The organism is Leeia sp., from assembly GCF_041909055.1.
Taxonomy (GTDB): domain Bacteria; phylum Pseudomonadota; class Gammaproteobacteria; order Burkholderiales; family Leeiaceae; genus Leeia; species Leeia aquatica.
In genome coordinates, this window is sequence record NZ_JAYREC010000001.1 from 105,130 (window position 1) to 124,213 (window position 19,084).

18 protein-coding genes and 1 pseudogene are annotated in these 19,084 nt (G+C 60.6%); 8 read left to right on the forward strand and 11 right to left on the reverse strand.

Annotated elements, in window-relative coordinates:
* Positions 1 to 43 precede the first annotated feature (43 nt).
* From ACE3O2_RS00760 to ACE3O2_RS00770, 3 genes are all read left to right on the forward strand, one after another.
* On the forward strand, positions 44 to 283 hold the full coding sequence (locus tag ACE3O2_RS00760) for a hypothetical protein (RefSeq protein WP_374334393.1): 240 nt from the start codon (positions 44 to 46) through the stop codon (positions 281 to 283).
* 382 nt (positions 284 to 665) lie between these two features.
* Positions 666 to 902, forward strand: coding sequence for a hypothetical protein (locus ACE3O2_RS00765; protein WP_374334394.1), 237 nt, complete (start codon positions 666 to 668; stop codon positions 900 to 902).
* A 62-nt stretch (positions 903 to 964) separates the two neighbouring features.
* The gene (locus ACE3O2_RS00770) at positions 965 to 2,116 is read left to right on the forward strand and encodes a RimK family alpha-L-glutamate ligase (RefSeq protein ID WP_374334395.1); all 1,152 of its coding nucleotides are present in this window, start codon (positions 965 to 967) and stop codon (positions 2,114 to 2,116) included.
* 43 nt (positions 2,117 to 2,159) lie between these two features.
* Here the strand turns inward: ACE3O2_RS00770 and ACE3O2_RS00775 are convergent, their stop codons facing one another.
* The gene (locus ACE3O2_RS00775; protein WP_374334396.1) at positions 2,160 to 2,522 is read right to left on the reverse strand and encodes a PLP-dependent transferase; all 363 of its coding nucleotides are present in this window, start codon (positions 2,520 to 2,522) and stop codon (positions 2,160 to 2,162) included.
* 32 nt (positions 2,523 to 2,554) lie between these two features.
* Positions 2,555 to 3,388: pseudogene (locus ACE3O2_RS00780) on the reverse strand (PLP-dependent aspartate aminotransferase family protein); the annotation flags it as partial.
* Between the two features lie 52 nt (positions 3,389 to 3,440).
* Between ACE3O2_RS00780 and ACE3O2_RS00785 the strand changes: the two are divergent.
* Positions 3,441 to 4,220, forward strand: coding sequence for a helix-turn-helix domain-containing protein (locus ACE3O2_RS00785; RefSeq protein WP_374334397.1), 780 nt, complete (start codon positions 3,441 to 3,443; stop codon positions 4,218 to 4,220).
* 268 nt (positions 4,221 to 4,488) lie between these two features.
* On the opposite strand, the gene ACE3O2_RS00790 is transcribed toward ACE3O2_RS00785, so the two are convergent.
* The 4 genes from ACE3O2_RS00790 to ACE3O2_RS00805 form a co-directional block, all read right to left on the reverse strand.
* Entirely contained in the window at positions 4,489 to 5,052 is a 564-nt protein-coding gene (locus tag ACE3O2_RS00790; protein WP_374334398.1) for a hypothetical protein, read from the reverse strand.
* A gap of 175 nt (positions 5,053 to 5,227) precedes the next feature.
* A complete protein-coding gene (locus ACE3O2_RS00795; RefSeq protein WP_374334399.1) occupies positions 5,228 to 5,962 on the reverse strand; it encodes a sulfite exporter TauE/SafE family protein in 735 nt (244 codons plus the stop codon).
* A gap of 35 nt (positions 5,963 to 5,997) precedes the next feature.
* Positions 5,998 to 6,426, reverse strand: a complete 429-nt coding sequence (locus ACE3O2_RS00800; protein WP_374334400.1) for a hypothetical protein — start codon at positions 6,424 to 6,426, stop codon at positions 5,998 to 6,000.
* Between the two features lie 125 nt (positions 6,427 to 6,551).
* Positions 6,552 to 8,255, reverse strand: coding sequence for a serine hydrolase domain-containing protein (locus tag ACE3O2_RS00805; protein WP_374334401.1), 1,704 nt, complete (start codon positions 8,253 to 8,255; stop codon positions 6,552 to 6,554).
* Positions 8,256 to 8,520: 265 nt separating this feature from the next.
* On the opposite strand from ACE3O2_RS00805, the gene ACE3O2_RS00810 reads away from it, so the two are divergent.
* From ACE3O2_RS00810 to ACE3O2_RS00820, 3 genes are all read left to right on the forward strand, one after another.
* Entirely contained in the window at positions 8,521 to 9,279 is a 759-nt protein-coding gene (locus ACE3O2_RS00810) for a YoaK family protein (RefSeq protein WP_374334402.1), read from the forward strand.
* Complete coding sequence (locus ACE3O2_RS00815) at positions 9,276 to 9,635, forward strand: ankyrin repeat domain-containing protein (RefSeq protein WP_374334403.1); 360 nt, start codon at positions 9,276 to 9,278, stop codon at positions 9,633 to 9,635. Before ACE3O2_RS00810 ends, ACE3O2_RS00815 begins: the two co-directional genes overlap by 4 nt.
* A gap of 888 nt (positions 9,636 to 10,523) precedes the next feature.
* A complete protein-coding gene (locus ACE3O2_RS00820; RefSeq protein ID WP_374334404.1) occupies positions 10,524 to 11,702 on the forward strand; it encodes a hypothetical protein in 1,179 nt (392 codons plus the stop codon).
* A 79-nt stretch (positions 11,703 to 11,781) separates the two neighbouring features.
* Here the strand turns inward: ACE3O2_RS00820 and ACE3O2_RS00825 are convergent, their stop codons facing one another.
* The 5 genes from ACE3O2_RS00825 to ACE3O2_RS00845 are packed head-to-tail and all read right to left on the reverse strand — an operon-like array spanning position 11,782 to position 18,046.
* Positions 11,782 to 12,753 carry a dipeptidase gene (locus ACE3O2_RS00825; RefSeq protein ID WP_168875989.1) on the reverse strand — a complete coding sequence of 324 codons (972 nt, stop codon included), beginning with the start codon at positions 12,751 to 12,753 and terminating at the stop codon, positions 11,782 to 11,784.
* Between the two features lie 59 nt (positions 12,754 to 12,812).
* Complete coding sequence (locus ACE3O2_RS00830; RefSeq protein WP_168875990.1) at positions 12,813 to 13,448, reverse strand: sarcosine oxidase subunit gamma; 636 nt, start codon at positions 13,446 to 13,448, stop codon at positions 12,813 to 12,815.
* Positions 13,441 to 16,485, reverse strand: a complete 3,045-nt coding sequence (locus tag ACE3O2_RS00835) for a sarcosine oxidase subunit alpha family protein (RefSeq protein ID WP_374334405.1) — start codon at positions 16,483 to 16,485, stop codon at positions 13,441 to 13,443. Before ACE3O2_RS00835 ends, ACE3O2_RS00830 begins: the two co-directional genes overlap by 8 nt.
* Positions 16,482 to 16,778 carry a sarcosine oxidase subunit delta gene (locus ACE3O2_RS00840; RefSeq protein ID WP_168875992.1) on the reverse strand — a complete coding sequence of 99 codons (297 nt, stop codon included), beginning with the start codon at positions 16,776 to 16,778 and terminating at the stop codon, positions 16,482 to 16,484. Before ACE3O2_RS00840 ends, ACE3O2_RS00835 begins: the two co-directional genes overlap by 4 nt.
* Positions 16,779 to 16,789: 11 nt before the next feature.
* Positions 16,790 to 18,046, reverse strand: a complete 1,257-nt coding sequence (locus tag ACE3O2_RS00845) for a sarcosine oxidase subunit beta family protein (protein WP_168876903.1) — start codon at positions 18,044 to 18,046, stop codon at positions 16,790 to 16,792.
* Between the two features lie 454 nt (positions 18,047 to 18,500).
* Between ACE3O2_RS00845 and ACE3O2_RS00850 the strand changes: the two genes are divergently transcribed.
* On the forward strand, positions 18,501 to 19,013 hold the full coding sequence (locus tag ACE3O2_RS00850) for a hypothetical protein (protein ID WP_374334406.1): 513 nt from the start codon (positions 18,501 to 18,503) through the stop codon (positions 19,011 to 19,013).
* Positions 19,014 to 19,084 lie beyond the last annotated feature (71 nt).

Genomic DNA, 19,084 nt, shown 5'->3' on the forward strand with positions numbered 1-19,084 from the left:
CCTGTCGTACAAAGCCCATTACTACAAAACCTGGAGGCAACACATGACTGCATCAACAAGCCGTACGCTGGCCCATCAACTCGCACAGAACCTGAGCGCGCAAGAACTGGAACAAGTCGCAGGTGGCTTCAACCCCAACGGGCATTACTTCTCGCCAGGCTGGAACGAGCGCACGCTGACCAATCCATTTGAGTTCAGCTGGCAGTGGAACGAAACCACCCACAGTTATCAGGCACAGGTTACTTCCGTTCCAAGCAGCATCGACAATATTGTGCATGGCTAAAGGACACTGCCCCCTCGCAGGAGGGGGCAGTTTTTCAAGAAACAATACTAAACAAACCGCACCCAGGCAGGGTGGCACGCATCCGGAGCCGGGCTCGCCTCTTGTCAGGCTTGAGCCCTTTTCTGACACCGCCAGGGGCAACGCAGGTGCAAGCGCAAGCCGCCTGCAGGCGGCCAGTCGGCCGGGAAATCAGTCAGCGATTCATTCAGCACTGAGGCGCACAGATTCTGGCTACTGTATTCAATATTTTTCAATACCCTGACGTCCGCAGCAGCTTGCCAAGGGGGTAGTCGAAAGGCAGGATCAGCACGGGTCATTTTTTGGTTATACCAAAACAACATGAACCCGATTTGTTTTTTACTAAACAATAAAGGAAACACACATGACTGAACTGCAAAGTCGCACCCTCGCCCATCGGCTCTCACAAGAGTTGAGCATGGAAGAAACCCACCAGGTAGCGGGAGGGCTAAAGCCAAACCCTCCTGCTCAGCCTTGGCAGGAACCCACCATGACCAGCCCCTACGAGCAAGGCTGGCGTTGGAATTCGGAAGATCATTACTACGAGTCCTACACCACCATCATCGCTAGCCGCCAGGACGCCATCTTTCACAATGCGTAAGCCCTGACGTTAGTCCCCCTCTTCGGAGGGGGCTTCTTTCCCCCGGACACAGGACACCAGATATGGGTTTACTCATCATCGCCCCGCTGCGCGACGACCATGCCCTTGCCGTAATGTGGTCGCTACGCCGGGCCGGGCTGGATAGCTGGTTGTGGGATCCCACAGCCTTCCCCAGCCAGGGCACCATCAGCCTCAACCCCACCGAGCTGCAGACACACCGGCTGGAAGTCCACACCCTGAAAGGGGAGCGTGTGGATTTGCCGCTGCAGCATGTCAAGGCCGTCTGGTGTCGCCGCATGATGCGCGCAGCCCCGTATCTGGACTTCAGCCACATCCACCCTGCCGACCTGGGATTTGTGATCGAGCAAGCCAGCGGCATGATCCGCAATGTCTGGGACTGGCTGGCAACCGTACTGGCCGATGTCCCCTGGGTGAACCCGCTGAATGCACACGTCGAGAGCAACAGCAAAGGCAAGCAACTACTGATGGCACAGCGTGCCGGGTTTGCCATCCCGCCGACCCTGATCAGCAATCATCCGCAGCAGGTGCGCGCTTTCTGCGAGCAACATCAGGACGACCTGATCTACAAGACCTTCACCCCCGCCAGCTGGCAGGACGAACCTGCCCGCAGCCTGCCCACCAGCCGGGTCTGCCTCAAGGACCTGCAGGACGATCAAGCCATCCAGTCCAGCCCCGGCATCTATCAGGCACGCATCGAGAAAGCGCATGAGCTGCGGGTGCTGGTTTGCGGCACCCATATCCTGGCGGCCCGCATCCACTCGCAAGAGCAAGCAGCCTCCAGCACGGACTGGCGAACCCAGCAGGGCCAGTTAAGGATGGAGCCCTGCGAGCTCAAGGCGGATGATCGCGCCCGCATCCGCAGCTTCATGCAAGGCATGGGTCTGGCTTTTGGCAGCCTGGATCTGGTGGTCACCCCGCAGGACGAGCTGGTTTTTCTCGAAGTCAACGAGCAAGGCCAGTTCCTGTTTCTGGAAAGCCACTGCCCAGCGCTACCGGCACTGGCCACCGTCAGCAGCTTCTTTGCCGAACAGCTCGGCCTGCGTCGGCCACACCCTTGGCCGGATTTCGCCAGCTGCAAAGCCGATGCCCAACTGGCCGAGTGGCGCAACCAGCACCACCGGCACCGCCCGACCCCGACACGCAGCATCGCCTACCGCTTTATCGAACCACCCCAGCCATCGGGTCAGGGCTGAAACCATCCACCAGCGCGGAGCGCAGCAAGCATGCCCGCGCTGGTTAGCCCGCACCGCCCTGCAAGAGCGGCAGAGCCGCGGCCAGGTCCCGGCACAAATCGTCCGGCGATTCCAGCCCGATATGCAAGCGCAGCAGCCGCCCGGCATCCGGCTGCACCGGCAAGCCGCGCAGGTGGTGCGGGATGGCAGGCATGACCAGGCTCTCGAAGCCGCCCCAGCTGGTGCCGAGGCCAAACCACTGCAGCGACTCGATGAAGCGGGTAAACGCCGGTTCGCTGCAGGGGGCCAGCTCCACAGTAAACGGCCCCGGTGCGCCGGTGAAATAACGCTGCCACAAGGCATGGCCGGGGTCGGTGGGCAGCGCCGGGAACAGCACCCCTCGATCTGCGGCTGTTGCGCCAGCCACTGTGCCACCTGCAAGGCGCTGGCATGGTGGCGCGGCATGCGCAGATGCAAGGTGCGCAGGCCGCGCAGGGCCAGCCAGCAGGCATCTGCAGACACGTGGCTTCCCGTGCGGTCGCACCCGTTGCGGGTCGCCTCCAGCGCGGCATACGACCCGGTGATCAAGCCGAGCATCACGTCCGAGTGCCCGTTGAGGTATTTGGTGGCGGCATGAATGGCGATATCGACACCATGTCGGTGGGCATCAAAGAACAGCGGTGTACCCCAAGTGGCATCACAGGCCACCGGCACCCCTTGCGCCGCTGCTAGCGCACACACCGCGCCCACGTCGACCATCTGCATGGTGAGCGAACCGGGCACTTCGATGAACACCAGGGAGCTGGCAGCCGTCAGCTTGCCTGCCAGCTCTTCCGCACTGCAGAAGGTTTCCACCCGGCACTGCAGCGGTGCCAGCACCTGATCACACAGCGTGCGTGTGGGCCCATATACGCCTTCTTGCAGCAGAATCAGCCCGCCGGGCCGCGCATGCGCACCGAGCACGGCAGAGATCGCGCTCAAACCGGAAGGGGTGGCGATGCAGCTTTCCGCCCCGCTCAACCGGGCCATTGCCTGCTGCAATTCAAACTGAGTGCTGGTGCCGGAGCGGCCATAGCGAGGCGACTCAAACACACAGCCGCCGTTGCTGGCCTTGAAATCAGCCAACGTCGGGAACAATAAAGTCGAGGCGCGCACCAGCGGGGGATTCACCGCGTGGCTGGCGGCTGCCGAGTCACGGCCCAGGTGGACGAGCGCGGTTTCCAGCGAAGCGGGTTGATCAGGTCGGGCGGTCAGGGTGCAGGCAGGTGTCGTCATGCCACCCAGTGTAGGCATGCTACACTCGTCTGTATCACGTCAATCAGACAGAATATGTCGCCAATCGGCCATGCCTACCGCTACCCCACGCAAACGGCTGGACTTCCAGCACCTCACCTCGCCACTGATTGCGCTGGACAACCACTGGCCCAGCGGCAGCAGCACCGGGTGGCACACCCATCCACGCGGGCAGCTGCTCTACGCCATCCACGGGGTAATGAAAGTGGAAACCGAAGCCGGCAGCTATGTCATCCCCCCCAGCCGGGCGCTGTGGATGCGGCCTGGATTGCGGCATAACGTCACCATGGCGGGTACCGTCGAGATGCGCACAGTCTATCTGGACACCACGCTGATGCCCGAGCTGCCCGCCCGCAGCGGGGTGGTGCATGTCTCCCCCTTGCTGCGTGAATTGCTGCTGGCTGCGGTGCAGCTGCCGCACGCGACCCCGGAGACCGACCGCGCACGCTGCATCCGGCAACTGCTGGTCGACGAACTGCACAGCGCCAGCACCCTGCCCTTGCACCTGCCCCTGCCACACCACCCCGTCTTGCAGCGGCTATGCCAGACGCTGTGCGACCACCCCGCCGACCCACGCAACGCCACCGCCTGGGCCCGCGAACTGGACATGAGCGAACGCAGCCTGCATCGCCTGTTCACGCGGGAGACCGGTCTACCTTTCACCCGCTGGCGGGACCAGGCCCGCCTGTTTGCGGCACTAACCGCCTTGGCCGAGGGCCGGAAAGGGCTGGATGCCGCGTTTCATTGTGGCTTTAGCAGCCAGAGCGCCTTCGTCGCCTGGTTCCGCCGCCAGACCGGCGACACCCCTGCAGCATACTATCGGGAAGGGTGAGGGCCTTATAAGGTTTTGCGAGTGCCTGCTTGACCAAGCGACACGACGGAGAGAGCGGCGTTTACTCAGTGCGAATGCTCATCCCGAGGCTGGCTTAACCCCGCATCGCCTGCTGCAATACCCTGCCAAGAGCAGGTGTCAGGTAGCGGTCTTCCGTGCACCGTACAGCCTCACTCGCCCGCCCCATGTAAAGGCATCGACACCGAGCGGAGCCATATACCCCCTCTCAGTACTCACTCCAGACTAAGACTCTACACCATGCCCCCTATCAAGGATTTGGCGTGGCCTGCGTCCGACACTGCGGAGGCCGGATTTTCACTTTCTCTGCAACGGTGAGGCCGCCTTCGCCTTCCTTGATTTTCAACACATGATACCAACAGTACTTCTCGTCCCTGCTGAATGTCGTCTCATAGCTGGCATTCGGCTCAGCATCAAATGTCAGGCTAAGAAAGCAATAACCAGGCGAGAGATAATGCAAGGTCATGGGCTTGCCAGCAGGTATATAGACTTCACCCTCCGCATAACTACCTTCGCTGCGGAACTTCTGCGTTGGCATTGATGGTGCGGGCATGGGCAATGGTGTGAATTTTGGATCGGCAAAGCCACCGTGGGTAATCGCAATCACTCCAGAACCTGCCTGATCCCAATCCAGACAGTCTCTTCCCGGCACGCCCCGCACCATGCCCTCTCGTACTGAAACCCGCAACTGCGCCCGCTCGCCCACCGCCGGCCCCTGATACTCCCGACTGAAAGACCTGACATTTTTGAGGGTTCCACATCCTGACAAAAGCACTGCCCAAGTCAGTGCCCCGATGAGTGACATCCAACGCATGATTTCTAAACAATCCATTCATAAAGAAGACCTAGACTATATCAAAAAGGCATATGACGCATCACTGTACCGAGGTACAACCCCACTACCCCCACTACCCCCACTACCCCCACTACCCCCACTACCCCCACTACCCCCACTACCCCCACTACCCCCACTACCCCCACGCCCGCCACTACCCCCACGCCCGCCACAAGGTCAGCCCGCCTGCGGCGATGACCAGTAGCAGCACGATGGACTGGAACTGCTGCTCGGAGAGGATGCCGACGATTTTCTTGCCAAGCCAGGTGCCGACGACACTCACCCCCAGCAGCAGCGGGATCAGGTAGAGGTCGTCGCGGTGTACGAAGCCGCTGGCGGCGTACACCACGCTGCGGCTGGCGTCGATGCCGAAGTCGATGATGGCAGAAGTCGCGATGAACACCTGCGCGGGCAAACCATACGCCGCCAGTACCACCCCGCGCACCGCGCCACCGGTGCCGAGCAGGCCGGAGAGGAAGCCGGACACCAGCCCGCCCAGCACCGCATTGGCGGCAACCGGGCGCAGGCGAAACTGACGAAACAGCAGCAACAGCCCACCCAGCCCGATCAGGAAGCCTGCCAGCAGCAGGGTCAGCAGTGCAGACGGCAGCAGCCCGCTCATCAGCGCCCCGGCGATGGCCGCCAGCACCGAAGGCAGGCCCATCTGCAGGATCAGCTTGCGGTCAAACCCTGCGCGGAAGAAATAAATTTTGGCGGCATTGCTGCTCAGGTGATACAGCGCCGCCACCCCCAGCACCGAGTGGTAATCCAGAAAATACCCGGCCAGCGGCACAAACAGCAAAGACGAACCGAAGCCGCCCACGGTACCGACCACCTCGGCCAGCAGGGCCAGCAGCATGAAGTACAGCAGCAGGTCGGGCGGGAGCATGGCTTAGCCACCTGCCTTAGCCAAGACGGGCATGCTCAATCAAAAAGCAGCTTGATATTGTCGTTCCAGGAGAAGCTGTTGAGCACCCAGCCACTTGGCGACCTGTAGAAGATAAAGCGCCAGGGCAAGGCATGCTCCTCGGTTTTCTCGATGTATATATACTGCATCACCGATTCGCCCGCCTTTTTGAGGCTGATGAATTCAAAACCGACCGGCTTGCCATACCGTCCACCAACTTGATCACGCAAGGCCTTGGTTTGCAACTCCAGACTCTGCAGCTCCGCAACCGGCACCACCGCGTAGGGTTTCACGCTGGCAAAGGCGCCGGGCAAGTCCCCCTTGCCGACTTGCGCCATCACCTTGTCCGCAAACGCCCGCACTTCGGCATCTGATTTCAAGGTCGCTGCCGTGGCAGCAGCGCTGAGAAACAACATCAGCAGGGAAGCAAACAGTTTTTGCAGCATGATGGGGCGGGTTCCTTTGGCCGGTGTGAGAAGGCCATTGTGCCACACCCTGGCCGCATACGACCTCAGCCCACATCAACATCAGGGCCAAACCACGCCGAGGCAGCAGCCTTGCCGCTCTGGCATCACGGTGCCACGACGGCTGCCGAGAGGTTCACCTTGTTGAACTGCACATTGCTGGCGCGGTCTTCATTGATGGTAAAGCCGCTGCAGCCTTTGGCGGGGGTGCAGGCAAACTGGACCATCCCGAATGGCCACGGGCCGACCAGGCGATCCCCTTCCAGCGGTACCAAGGCCACTTCTCCGCGTGGGTGGCGCAGCAGTGGCTGGCCATTCTGGATGCGCACGGTGTAGAGCACCTGCAGCTCCTTGCTGTAATACTCACCGGCCAAGCGGCTCAACTCCTGCTCTGGGACAGTGGCCATGCGCTTGCCGCGCACCGAGCGCGTATTGCGCAGCCAGGTGCCACTCTCCACCACACCCGCTGCATTGGGTGGATCAAAGCGGAAGCTGGCGTTGACCAGCTTGGAGAAGAACTCGCGCTCGCTCTTGGGGTAGAACGGCATCGGGTCATCGCCCACCGTCCAGCCCACCAGATGGCCGTTCTCCTTGCGGAAGGTAATGGCCGAGCCGTTTTCCAGCCGGTAGCTGCCCAGCAGGGCATCCAGCCGCGCCGGGTCCAGCGCTACACGGGTACTGCCGGAGTAATCCGGCACCGGCTGTGGCAAAGGCTTAAGCTGGCCCTCCAGCACAATATCGGCAATCCGCTGGCCCAGCCGCGCCGCCTGCACGTCCGCACCGTTGCCCAGCACGATGATGCTCAGCTTCTGCTCCGGAAAGCGCGCGATATTGCTGCGGAAACCCGCATCCGAGCCGCTATGGCCGATCTTGCGCACCCCACGGTAGGCATCCAGTTCCAGGCCACCGCCATAATCGGTGGCATTGCCGTCGTTCAGGGTCGCAGAGGTCTGCATCTGGGCGATCAGCGCCTTGCCGCCCACGCGAGCATCGTCGAAATTACGGTTCCACAAGGCCAGACCGTCAATGGTGGTCAGCAGATTGGTCGGGCCCACCGTGGAAAACGACAGCGGCACCCCCTCATAACCCTGATCCGGCGCAGGCTGGTAAGACAGCGCACGCCCGGCCACCAAGGCGCTGTATTGCTCGCGAAAGGACGTATTGCGCATGCCGAGCGGATCGAAAATGCGCGCCTTGGCAAACGCGGCCAGCGATTGGCCGGAGACCTTCTGCACAATCGCCCCCAGCAGCAGATAGCCGGTATTGTTGTAGGCAAAATCACTGCCCGGCGCGAAATTCAGTGCCTGCTGGTGCCGCACCAGCTGCATCACGTCGTCCGCCGTGATGACATCTTCCATGCGCCAGCCCGCCAGCGCCAGCAGGTTCAGGTCATCACGCAGGCCGCTGCTATGGGTCAGCAGATGGCGGATGCGAATGGGCTGGCCAAAGTGGGGCACCTCAGGCAGATACTGCCGCACATCATCATCCAGCGACAGCTTGCCCTCCTGCGCCAGCAGCAAGACCGAAAACGCAGTGAACTGCTTGGCGAGCGAAGCCACATGGAAGCGGGTAGTCGGCGTAATGGCCCGCCCCTGCTCAATATCCGCCATGCCGAAGGCTTTGCGGTAGACCACCTGCCCGTCTCTCAGCACCGCCACCGCCGCACCGGGCGTATCCGCATGGTTCCAGGCCGCAAACAAACCATCCAGCTGCTGCTCGGTTGCCGCAGGCAGTGCCGCGCCATCCTGCGCGAAGGAAGCCAAGGGGAACGCCGTCAGCATCAGTGCCAGCATCAAAGAAGGTATACGCATGCCTGCCCGTCTCTCCAGTAGATGAAAGGCATGCGACATACCCCGGTATGCCATGCGGCCCCAAGCCCCATTACGCCCGAAGCGCATGGTAGGCAGATGCCGTGCGTCGTGACAAGTGGCCGAGTAGTCAGTTTAATCTACCCATCCTCTTGCTCTCTCATTATCCCCACAGGCTGCCTAGACGCCCTTTGCGCCAAGCATCAAGCCCACCACGATGCTACACTGCACTCAGTGACTGCATGATGGCTGCTGGGGCTTTCTGAACATGCCAATAAATTATTCAAGGCGGCTGGCCGGGAAAGACCGTAGTACCCCATACAATCGGCAGCTGGGCACCATTCTGGCGTTTGTAGCGGGCGCCACAAATGCAGGCGGCTTTCTGGCTGTTCACCAGTATGTATCGCACATGACGGGCATTGTCTCGTCGATCGCTGACCAGCTTGCCCTAGGCTGGTTTGGCGCCGCACTATCTGGCCTGGGCATACTCTGCTCATTCCTGCTCGGCGCGATCTGCTCCAGCCTGATGATCAACTATTCACGGCGGCATGCCCTGCATGGCGAATATGCACTCCCATTACTGCTGGAAGCCCTATTGCTGTTATGCTTTGGTCTGGCAGGTGCCCGGCTGAATCATGTGGATGGCGAGTTTGTCTCATTCACCATTCTGCTGCTCAGCTTCATCATGGGGCTGCAAAATGCGGTCATCACCAAGCTGTCCATGTCTGAAATACGCACCACGCATGTCACCGGCATTGTGACCGACATCGGCATCGAAATCAGCCGCATGCTGTACTGGAACAAAGCTCACCTTGAGCATATGCCGGATGTCGCAGCAAACCTGCCCAGGCTAAAGGTACTCACCTCTCTATTACTGTCATTTACCGTCGGCGGCATCATAGGCGCCCTGGGTTTCAAGCATGTCGGCTACTTCTCGACTGTGCCGCTGGCCCTCACTTTGATGCTCCTCGTCATCGCCCCTATTGCTGACGACTTCCAGCGCTTGCTTGGAAAGCGGACCTCATGAAAGCAAAGGCCATCCTGGAGCAATACCAAAATCACCCCGATTTTCTGGGCATCGAGCTTACGCACGTCAATCAAAAAGGGGCCGTAGACGATACACCCTTGCATATCGCCAGCCGGTGTGGCTCGGAACAGGATGTCCTGGACTTGCTCGACCTCGGTGCAGACATCCATTCTGTGGGGGACCTGGGCTATACATCGCTGCACTTTGCCACTCTGGCAAACAGAAGCCCCATCGTGGCACTTTTGCTGCGCAAAGGGGCGAACCCATCGATTCCAAATGAATTTGGCGATACCGCAAAAGACACCGCTGAACGACACGGCTATACCGACATCGCAAGAATGCTAAAGCGTGTTTAATCGACAGCGCACAGCATAGTAGGGCGCAATAACCGCAGGGCATTGCACCACGCTCACCATGACGCCATCACGCATTCCCATGTCACCATGCACGGATGGTTCCAGAGTGACAGCGCACGCAGGGAAAACGGCCTGGGTAGTGCGGCGCAATGCCCTGCAGTTATTGCGCCCTACGCGGGCCACTTCTCAGCGGGCTGGTTTTGGGGAGGATTACCGGGGCTTCTGCAAATTAATCGACCACCCTCAGAGTCAGAAAATAACAAGCCGCCCTTTTGGGAAATTACCATCCCAGCCACAAGGAAAATGGCCTTTAGCGTACCAATAGGCTTGACTTGCAAAAAATCCAGGAGGGTAGACATCGGAAAACTCTGCTTCCAAGCAAAGATGCAATACATCCCACTGAACAACATCCACAAAAATTGTAGGAAGGTTATTATCTTTAACAACCTTCGCTGTTTTTTTATAACAAAAGGAATTGCCACCTTCTTCACTTCTTTAGCTATTGCATTCCAATACAAAAATCTATCTTTATTTCTTTCGGCGAGCCTTGAAGCGTATTGATTCGCAGCTTCTTGACATAGCCTCTCCCAACCCTCACTGGAACAACTCTCCACTGCACTATCCCATGTCTCAAGAATCAATGGGTAGTCAGAGTCTTTTTTTCCTACATTGCAAAACCATTCGACTGCATCAAGTTCTTGCAATGTTATTATCGATCTACTTAACATTATCCCTTACCCGCTTGGTAAATTCTACGAGGAATCCTAGCCCGTGCAGGCACCCGCAACACCACCGGAGGGCACGCTCAACCAGATGATGGATTTCAGTAGCCCCCAGCCCGCCCCTCAGCACAGCCGCACCGAGCGTATTCGGGTGCTATGATACGGCATGGCTACCACACACACTATTGGCCCTCTGCACTTCGAAGACTTGGACCCAAAGAGGTTCGAAGATCTTGTACGACAGCTTGTGTACGATTTCAAACCATGGAGGAAACTCGAAGCAACTGGGCGTGCTGGTAGCGACGATGGATTTGATGCACGTGGCTATGAGATTGTCAAAATGGAGGCTCAGGATGCCGTCGAGCATGACAGCGATGCTTCCGATGAACTGTCCACTCTGGACGAGGGTATTGATGACAGACTCTGGCTTATTCAATGCAAGCGTGAACGGGAAATTGGCCCAAAACCGCTAATCAACTACTTGAACGACACAGTGCTGGGCCCGGCTGAAAAGCTTCATGGCCTCGTGTTTGCGGCGGCTTGTGACTTTTCCAAGAAGTCTCGCGATGCTTTCGCCCAAAAATGTATAGCAATGGGCTTGGCCGAGTGGCACTTATGGGGCAGAGCAGAGCTTGAGGACCGACTATTTCGTCCCGAAAATGACCATTTGCTATTCGCTTACTTCGGTATTTCGCTGACCATACGCCGCCGCACCCAGCGGGCCAACCTGCGAGCCAAGCTCGCTATGAAGCGGAAGGTCCACCGAATCCTGCAATCACAATCTCATCCATCCGTATTGCTGCGATCGCCCAATGCTACCGAGTACCCTCATATTCGAGACCTTGCCGAGTTCAAGAGCAATCCGCAGTGGGGGGTAAGGCAGTACCTAGGTATGTCTCACGCTGGACTTGAATTCAGCCTAAAACGCTACAAGGCTTACCTATCAGATGATGGCCAATCGTGGGATGCTGCGATGGTCATTGATTATGCCAAGTTTGACATGGAAAACACTCCTTGGCGAGACATCGAACAGCGAACTGCGCTGGAAAGAGAAGTCACTAAGTTCTGGCTTGATATCCCGGATAGAAACAAAGCATGGCTCGAGAAAGTTGGCGTGATTTTGTTCGAGGATATCATGGACATTGACGAGCTTGGTGACGAGTATGTACAAGCCCCGCACATATATACAATCTCAGCCTCGGGCAAACCATACACACATTTATACGACGTCATACGATCCATCGATCTTTGGGAAAAGCGCGTCTATCGCCCCACCGCTGCAACCGATGGCCGTACCATTTACTTTCCTGCCGAGTTCCGTGAATCTCCCAACGATAGCAAATAGTCGCAATCCATTTATGCGATAAAAAAACCGCCCTTTCGGGCGGTTTTTCTCATGCAGGAGCGTGCTCATCAGCAGCGGCTCAACTCCCCCACACGTCCTTGAACACGCGCAGCCAGTTGTCGCCCAGCACTTTGCGGATGCGGCTCTCGGACCAGCCGGCTTTTTCCATGGCGGCGGTGAGGTTGGGGGTTTCGCCGATGGTGCGGATGCCCAGCGGGTTGAGCACGGTGCCGAAGTTGGTGAGGCGGCGGTGGCGGCCTTTGTCGTGGGTGATCCAGTCGAAGAAGCCTTTGTCGTAGCCTTGGGTGAAATCAGTGCCGAAGCCCACGCAGTCTTCACCGGCGATGTTGATCACGTAGTCAATGGCTTCCACGTAGTCGTCCACCGTGGCTTCGATGCCGCGCTTGAGGAAGGGCGGGAACATGGTCACGCCGATGAAGCCGCCGTGGTCGGCGATGAATTTCAGCTCTTCGTCGCTCTTGTTGCGCGGGTGTTCCTTGAGGCCGGAGGGCAGGCAGTGCGAGTAGCACACCGGCTTTTTCGATTCGAGGATGGCTTCCATCGAGGTGTTGCCGCCCACGTGGGAGAGGTCCACCATGATGCCGACGCGGTTCATCTCGTTGATCACTTCGCGGCCAAAGCCGGAGAGGCCGCCATCGCGCTCGTAGCAGCCGGTGCCGATCAGGTTTTGCGTGTTGTAGCAGAGCTGCACCACGCGCACGCCCATGTCCCAGAAGGCTTCGATGTAGCCGAGGTTGTCTTCAAAGGCGTGGGCGTTCTGGAAGCCGAGGATGATGCCGGTTTTGTTGCTGTGCTTGGATTCGCGGATGTCGTCGGTACTGCGCACCAGGGTGAGTAGGTCGGCGTTGTCGCGGATCAGCTTTTTCATGTCGGCGATATTGGCCACGGTGTCCTGGAAGCCTTCCCAGACCGACACGGTACAGTTGGCCGCAGTGAGGCCGCCCTTGCGCATGTCTTCAAACACGGCGCGTTCCCACTTGGCGATGATGAGACCGTCGATGACGATCGAGCTTTCATGAATTCCGGACATGCTGTTTCCCCTGTGCGGCAGCGGCGCCCGCCGCTGCGGATATCAACGTGATGATGTGCTCAACCGGCAAGGCCAAACCCGGCGGGCAGACTGCAGATGCCCAGGCCGTAAGGCGTGGCGGCGCGTTCGATCAGTCGCCACACGTAGTCGGCAAAGCTACGGCGGAACACCAGGTGCAGGCCGCCCTCTTCCAGCCGGTAGACGGTGACATTGGCCTTGGTCAGCATGGTGCTCACCGCGCGGCCTACTGTGACCTGCTCAAAGTCGTATACACCGAGGTGGCGCAGCAGCGTCACTGCGTGGCGACCGGTGAGGTAGACCTGGGTATAGCCACCGGAATTGTCCACCACCTGAACGTGCTGGCCCTTGAGCGCGCTCTCCAGCGCCGGGATCAGCGATTTGACGGTGCTGCGCTCGCCGCTGAGCAGCCATTCGTCCGGCGAGATCCACAGCAGGGTGCCGCTGGGGCCGTGGCTGTAGCTGCTGGGCTGGGTGGGCAGGGGCTGGCCGAGTACGTTGGCCACTGCATCGCGGAAGGCGGCATCGCTGCCCTGCCCGCGCAGGGTGAGGTAGCCGCGCAGCGGCAGCTCATTGGTCCAGACCCCGTGGCGATCATCCTGCGCGACCGCCCGCGAGGGCAGGTCGAACGCGTGCAGCGGGGACTGCATATAAGGCTGGAAGCGGAGATCAGACACTTTGACGTTCTCCTTGCGGATCAACAAACACGCTGGATGCAATCTTGGCGGCGTGTACCTTGCCCCCGGCCCAGACATGAACGGTATCGCCCTCGCGGTGCGCCCCGCCCTTGACCAGGGCCATGGCAATGGAGCGGCCCATGAAGGCACTGTGGTAGCTGGAGGTGACATGGCCCAGCATCGGCACCGGCGGCATGCCCTCGCCCGGCGCGCTGGCAGGCTGATTCAGCACTTGCGCGCCTTCCACCAGCACCACACTCGGGTCTTCGGTGAGCAGACCCACCAGCTGCTTGCGGTCCTTGCGCGCGGTGTCGCTGCGGGTGAGCGAGCGGCGGCCAAGGAAGCTGAACGGCTTTTTCATGCCCACGGCCCAGCCCATGCCGAGGTCGATGGGGCTGACCGAGCCGTCGGTATCCTGCCCGACGATGATGAAGCCCTTTTCGGCCCGCAGTACGTGCATGGTTTCCGTACCGTAGGGGGTGATGTCGAATTCGGCACCCGCCTTCATCACTTCTTCCCACAGGTAGTGGCCGTAGCTGGCGTCCACGTTGATTTCATAGGCCAGCTCGCCGGAGAAGCTGATGCGGAACACCCGCGCCGGCAGCCCGGCCATGGTACCTTCGCGGCCATCCATGAACTTGAAGGCGTCCTTGTCGAAGTCGATGTCGCCACACAGCTTTTGCAGTACCTTGCGGCTGTTGGGGCCGACCACGGCAACGGTGCTCCAGTGGTCGGTGACCGAGCTGAACCAGACTTTCAGCTCCGGCCATTCGGTCTGGTGCCAGCGTTCCAGCCAGTTCATCACCCGTGCGGCGCCACCGGTGGTGGTGGTCATGTGGAAGTGATCATCAGCCAGGCAGGCGGTCACACCGTCGTCCATCACCATGCCGTTTTCGTCCAGCATCAGGCCGTAGCGGCACTTGCCGGGGTCGAGCCTGCTCCAGGCATTGGAGTAGACGCGGTTGAGGAATTCACGCGCATCCGGGCCGCGCACGTCGATCTTGCCCAGCGTCGAGGCATCCATCACCCCCACACTGAGGCGGGTGGCTTTGTCCTCACGGTTCACCGCCGCATGGATGTCCTCGCCGCCCTTGGGGAAGTACCACGGCCGCATCCACTGCCCCACCACTTCAAACTCGGCACCGCGTGCCACGTGGGCGCTGTGGATCGGCGTATAGCGGCGCGGCTCCCAGGTATCGCCCTGCACATGGCCCGCCAGCGCGCCAAACGTCACTGGAGTGTAGGCCGGGCGGTAGGTGGTGGTGCCAACCTCAGCCACCGATTTGCCCAGCGCCTCAGCGGCGATGGCAAAGCCGTTGACGTTGGAGAGCTTGCCCTGGTCGGTACCGAAGCCCAGTGCGGTGTAGCGCTTGATGTGCTCGATATTGCGGTAATTTTCCTTCACCGCGGTGTAGATCGATGCTGAATCGACGTCGTTCTGGAAGTCGATGAAGGCCTTGGCACCCTTGCCTTCCGGCTTGCCATCCGGCACGCGGAAGATACGGCGCGAGCGCACCAGCCCCGGGTCGTCCACCTGCGGCAGCTCGCTGCTCACGCTGCGGTCAAACGCGGCCAGCACGCCCGCCATCGCGGTCTGCGTCTGAGTCAGCGCGGCGCCCAGCTGAAATTGCCCGGTGATAGAGCCGACGCAGGCAATGCCGCTGCGCCCGGTTTCCGGCACCACAAAGGCCAGCCGCGATTCGTCCCACAGCGGACGGCCGCCGTTATGGCAGAACAGGTGCACGGTCGGCGACAGGCCGCCGCTGGACAGCAGCGCGTCGCACGACAAGGTGGGGCCGCTGCCGTTCACCTGATTGCTGTGTGCATCCAGCCGCACCAGCCGTGCGCCAGTGACCTGACGGCCCCCCAGTGCCTTGGCAATGCCATAGCCCTTGTACAGCTGCACCCCGGCAGCTTCCACCGCCTGCTGGCGATGGCGCGCCGCGCCCTGGGCACGGGTGTCGATCAGGTGGACACGCGCCCCGGCTTCGGCCAGGTCACGCGCGGCATCGTAGCTGTAGTCGTTGTTGGTCATCAACGCCACCTCGTGCCCCACGCGCACGGCGTAGCGGTTGAGGTAGCTGTGGCCTGCGGCGGCGGTCAGCGTGCCCGGCAGGTCGTTGTAGCCAAACACCAGCGGGCGCTCGATGGCACCACAGGCCAGCACCAGCTGGTGCGCGCGAATCTTGTGCAGACGCTGGCGCGGCTGGGTGGCGATGCGGGCGGCAATCGGCATATGGTCTTGCTGCTGTTCCAGCGCCTGTACCAGATTGCCATCGTGTACGGCAAAGGCGGTGGTACGCGGCAGCAGCTGCACATTCGGCAGGCTGGCCAGCTCGGCCTGTACCGACTGCAGCCAGGCAGCAGCGGCCTGACCGCCAATCTGCTGCGCCGGATCGGACAGCAACCAGCCACCCAGTTCAGGCTGTTCGTCCACCAGGATGGTCTTCAGCCCGGCGCGACCCGCCAGCAGTGCGGACCACAGCCCGGCGGCACCACCACCGACCACCAGCACGTCCACGTGGTGGTGCAGGTGATCGTAGAATTCCGGGTCGGCCTCGCGCGGGGCCTCGGCATAGCCCGCTGCATTGCGGATGATGCGCTCGAACATCGGCCACAGGCTGGGGAAGCCCATGAAGGTCTTGTAGTAGAAGCCTGGCGGCATGAAGCGGCCCAGCTTGCCCATCATGCCCTTGAGGTCAAAGCCCAGCGTCGGCCAGCCGGTGGTGCTGCCTGCAATCAGGCCCTGATACAACTCGATCTGCGTGGCCTTGGCATCCGGTACGGTATACGCCCCGGTTTCCAGCTGGAACAGCGCATTCGGCTCTTCGGCACCCACGCCATAGATGCCGCGCGGACGGCCCAGCTTGAAGCTGCGGCCAATCATGCGCACGCCATTGGCCAGCAGGGCGGAGGCCAGCGTATCGCCGGCATAGCCGTGCATCTGCTGACCGTCAAAACGGAATTCGAGCGGCTGCGACCGGTCAATGCGGGCGCTGCTGCGTTCGACGCGATGGGTATTACGAACCGTACTCACGCCTCATTCTCCTGCAGGTAAAGCGGCTTGGCTTCCGCGAGGGTCCAGCAACCGGCGATTTCATGGGTGATGGTGCTGCGCTTGACGGCAAACACCTTGCGGCAGCCGCCGGTGTGCTGCCACTGCTCCCAGTGCCAGCCTTTCGGGTTCTTGCGCATGAACACGTAATCGCCCCAGGTGGCATCGTCCACCGCTTCCGGCTCGGCCGGGCGCACGATGTAGGCTTCACCGGCGTAGCTGAACTCTTCTTCCTCGCGCACTTCTTCGCAGAACGGACAACGAAATTGCAGCATGGGTCTGCTCCTCAGTGGGCCACGGCAGCGGCGCCGTGCTCGTCAATCAGGTGGCCGCTGTGGAAGCGGTCCAGCGCGAAGGCGGCGTTCAGCGGGTGCGGTGCGTCGTAGGCGATGGTATGGGCAAACACATGGCCGGAACCCGGCGTGGCCTTGAAGCCACCGGTACCCCAGCCACAGTTGAAGTACAGGCCCTTGACCGGCGTTTTCGAGATGATCGGGCAGGCATCGGGCGACACATCCACAATCCCGCCCCACTGCCGGTTCAGCCGCACGCGGGAGAACATCGGGAACAGCTCGATGATGGCAGCGGCGGTATGTTCGATCACATGCGGGCTGCCGCGCTGGGCATAGCTCAGGTAGCTGTCGATCCCAGCACCGATCACCAGCTCGCCCTTGTCGGACTGGCTGACGTAACCGTGCACCGCGCCAGACATCACCACCGTGTCCAGACAGGGCTTCATGGATTCAGACACAAACGCCTGCAGTGGGTGGCTCTCCAGCGGCAGACGGATACCGGCCAGCTTGGCCAGCACCGAGCTGTGACCGGCGGCTACGCAGCCCACCCGCTCGGTACGGATATAGCCCTGCGAGGTCTGCAAGCCCTTGATGCGGCCATTGTCGATGTCCATGCCGGTGACTTCGCACTGCTGGATGATGTCCACGCCAAGATCACTGGCAGCACGGGCAAAGCCCCAGGCCACCGCATCATGCCGCGCCACCCCGCCACGCGGCTGGAAGCTGGCCCCCAGCACCGGGTAGCGGGCACGCTTGCTGCAATCCAGCAGCGGGATGCGAGCCTGTACTTCGTCGGCGGTGAGCACCATGGCGTCCACCCCGTTCAGCACGTTGGCGTTCACCCGGCGCTCGATGTCGCGCATGTCCTGCAGGGTATGGCCGAGGTTGAACACCCCGCGCTGGCTGAACATGGTGTTGTAGTTCAGATCCTGCGACAGCCCTTCCCACAGCTTGAGCGCATGCTCATACAGCTGGGCGGCTTCGTCCCACAGGTAGTTGGAGCGCACGATGGTGGTGTTGCGCGCGGTATTGCCGCCGCCCAGATAGCCCCGCTCCAGCACGGCAATATTCTTCACACCGTGGTTCTTGGCCAAGTAATAGGCAGTGGCCAGCCCGTGGCCGCCGCCACCGACAATCACCACATCGTAAGAAGACTTCAGCTGCGGGCTACGCCACGCCGGGTCCCACTGCTGATTGTGCTTGAGCCCGTGCTTGAACAGGCTCCACAGCGAATAACGGTTGGATGGCATCATCTATCCTGTCTGGTGCGCTGCGCGAACATGGAAAAGCCCTGAAAACGAGGCTTCCCGGATGGCGTTCATTGTTCAAATTCGCCACTCTGTGCGATTGACCGGATCGGACGATGATTTGTTGATTTACGACAAGCCCCCTACCCGGCCTTTATGCCAGCCCGGCTTGACGCCCCCGGCCAGCCCGCACACAGTAGCACAGACTCCCCACCCGCAACGGCGACCAGCACCTCCTCCTGCGCCGCCGGACCACCCCCGGTCAGCCGGTGGGGAGTCGCCAGTGGCGGGCTACAGCGGGTAGACTCGCGGTATAATCTGCCGCAACGTCACCTTGTGTTCATACCAGACAACCCGGCCCCGCACTGTACAGTAGCTGCGCTGTGCATGGACAATGGGTACGACCCTTGACGTACCTCACCACCTGACAACCGAACCTTACCGGTTCCAGCCAACCATGCAACTCTTGCACCGCCATTACGCCCTGTACTTCACTGCTGAGGAGAATGAACACGGCGCCGTGCTGACCTGCCACGCCCAGCACTTCCTGAGCAAAGCTCATCAGCACATCACGCTGAGTGCCACCATCAGCCTGCCAGCAGCCATGGCTGCCTTGACTCGTCAAATGGAGGCAATAGAAGTCACCCAGTCCATCAGCATCAGGCAAAGCATTGCCTGGCACTATGAGGTCAATGCCAATGTCTGCTATGGCTATACGGCAGATTGCGACTTTGCCCATACCACGTGGACTCAGGGCATGGCAAAAGCCTACAGCACCCGCTTCAACATCGAGATGCTGGCCTTGCTGGACGCCCTGTCGCCTGAGGACCAGCATTTTATCCTGCACTTTTCCGAGCAGGACTGTAGCGACCCATTCTACGACTGTTACTACAGCGAGCTTAGCCATGCCCGCGACGGCTACCAGACTTTTCGGGCCCTGCGTGCGCAGTGGCAAACGTACCGCCATTAGCTGCCTGACTCCCGCTTGAATTGGGAGGTGGGTTTGCTATACCGAAGTCAGACCATAACACACTGAACAAG

What these genes read in the sequence shown, in the direction of transcription:
- ACE3O2_RS00800 (WP_374334400.1), bottom strand. Translation starts at nt 6,426, where the DNA reads ATGCTGCAAAAACTGTTTGCTTCCCTGCTGATGTTGTTTCTCAGCGCT.
- ACE3O2_RS00825 (WP_168875989.1), bottom strand. Translation starts at nt 12,753, where the DNA reads ATGTCCGGAATTCATGAAAGCTCGATCGTCATCGACGGTCTCATCATC.
- ACE3O2_RS00765 (WP_374334394.1), top strand. Translation starts at nt 666, where the DNA reads ATGACTGAACTGCAAAGTCGCACCCTCGCCCATCGGCTCTCACAAGAG.
- ACE3O2_RS00850 (WP_374334406.1), top strand. Translation starts at nt 18,501, where the DNA reads ATGCAACTCTTGCACCGCCATTACGCCCTGTACTTCACTGCTGAGGAG.
- ACE3O2_RS00815 (WP_374334403.1), top strand. Translation starts at nt 9,276, where the DNA reads ATGAAAGCAAAGGCCATCCTGGAGCAATACCAAAATCACCCCGATTTT.
- ACE3O2_RS00785 (WP_374334397.1), top strand. Translation starts at nt 3,441, where the DNA reads ATGCCTACCGCTACCCCACGCAAACGGCTGGACTTCCAGCACCTCACC.
- ACE3O2_RS00770 (WP_374334395.1), top strand. Translation starts at nt 965, where the DNA reads ATGGGTTTACTCATCATCGCCCCGCTGCGCGACGACCATGCCCTTGCC.
- ACE3O2_RS00840 (WP_168875992.1), bottom strand. Translation starts at nt 16,778, where the DNA reads ATGCTGCAATTTCGTTGTCCGTTCTGCGAAGAAGTGCGCGAGGAAGAA.
- ACE3O2_RS00790 (WP_374334398.1), bottom strand. Translation starts at nt 5,052, where the DNA reads ATGCGTTGGATGTCACTCATCGGGGCACTGACTTGGGCAGTGCTTTTG.
- ACE3O2_RS00820 (WP_374334404.1), top strand. Translation starts at nt 10,524, where the DNA reads ATGGCTACCACACACACTATTGGCCCTCTGCACTTCGAAGACTTGGAC.
- ACE3O2_RS00795 (WP_374334399.1), bottom strand. Translation starts at nt 5,962, where the DNA reads ATGCTCCCGCCCGACCTGCTGCTGTACTTCATGCTGCTGGCCCTGCTG.
- ACE3O2_RS00845 (WP_168876903.1), bottom strand. Translation starts at nt 18,046, where the DNA reads ATGCCATCCAACCGTTATTCGCTGTGGAGCCTGTTCAAGCACGGGCTC.
- ACE3O2_RS00805 (WP_374334401.1), bottom strand. Translation starts at nt 8,255, where the DNA reads ATGCGTATACCTTCTTTGATGCTGGCACTGATGCTGACGGCGTTCCCC.
- ACE3O2_RS00760 (WP_374334393.1), top strand. Translation starts at nt 44, where the DNA reads ATGACTGCATCAACAAGCCGTACGCTGGCCCATCAACTCGCACAGAAC.
- ACE3O2_RS00810 (WP_374334402.1), top strand. Translation starts at nt 8,521, where the DNA reads ATGCCAATAAATTATTCAAGGCGGCTGGCCGGGAAAGACCGTAGTACC.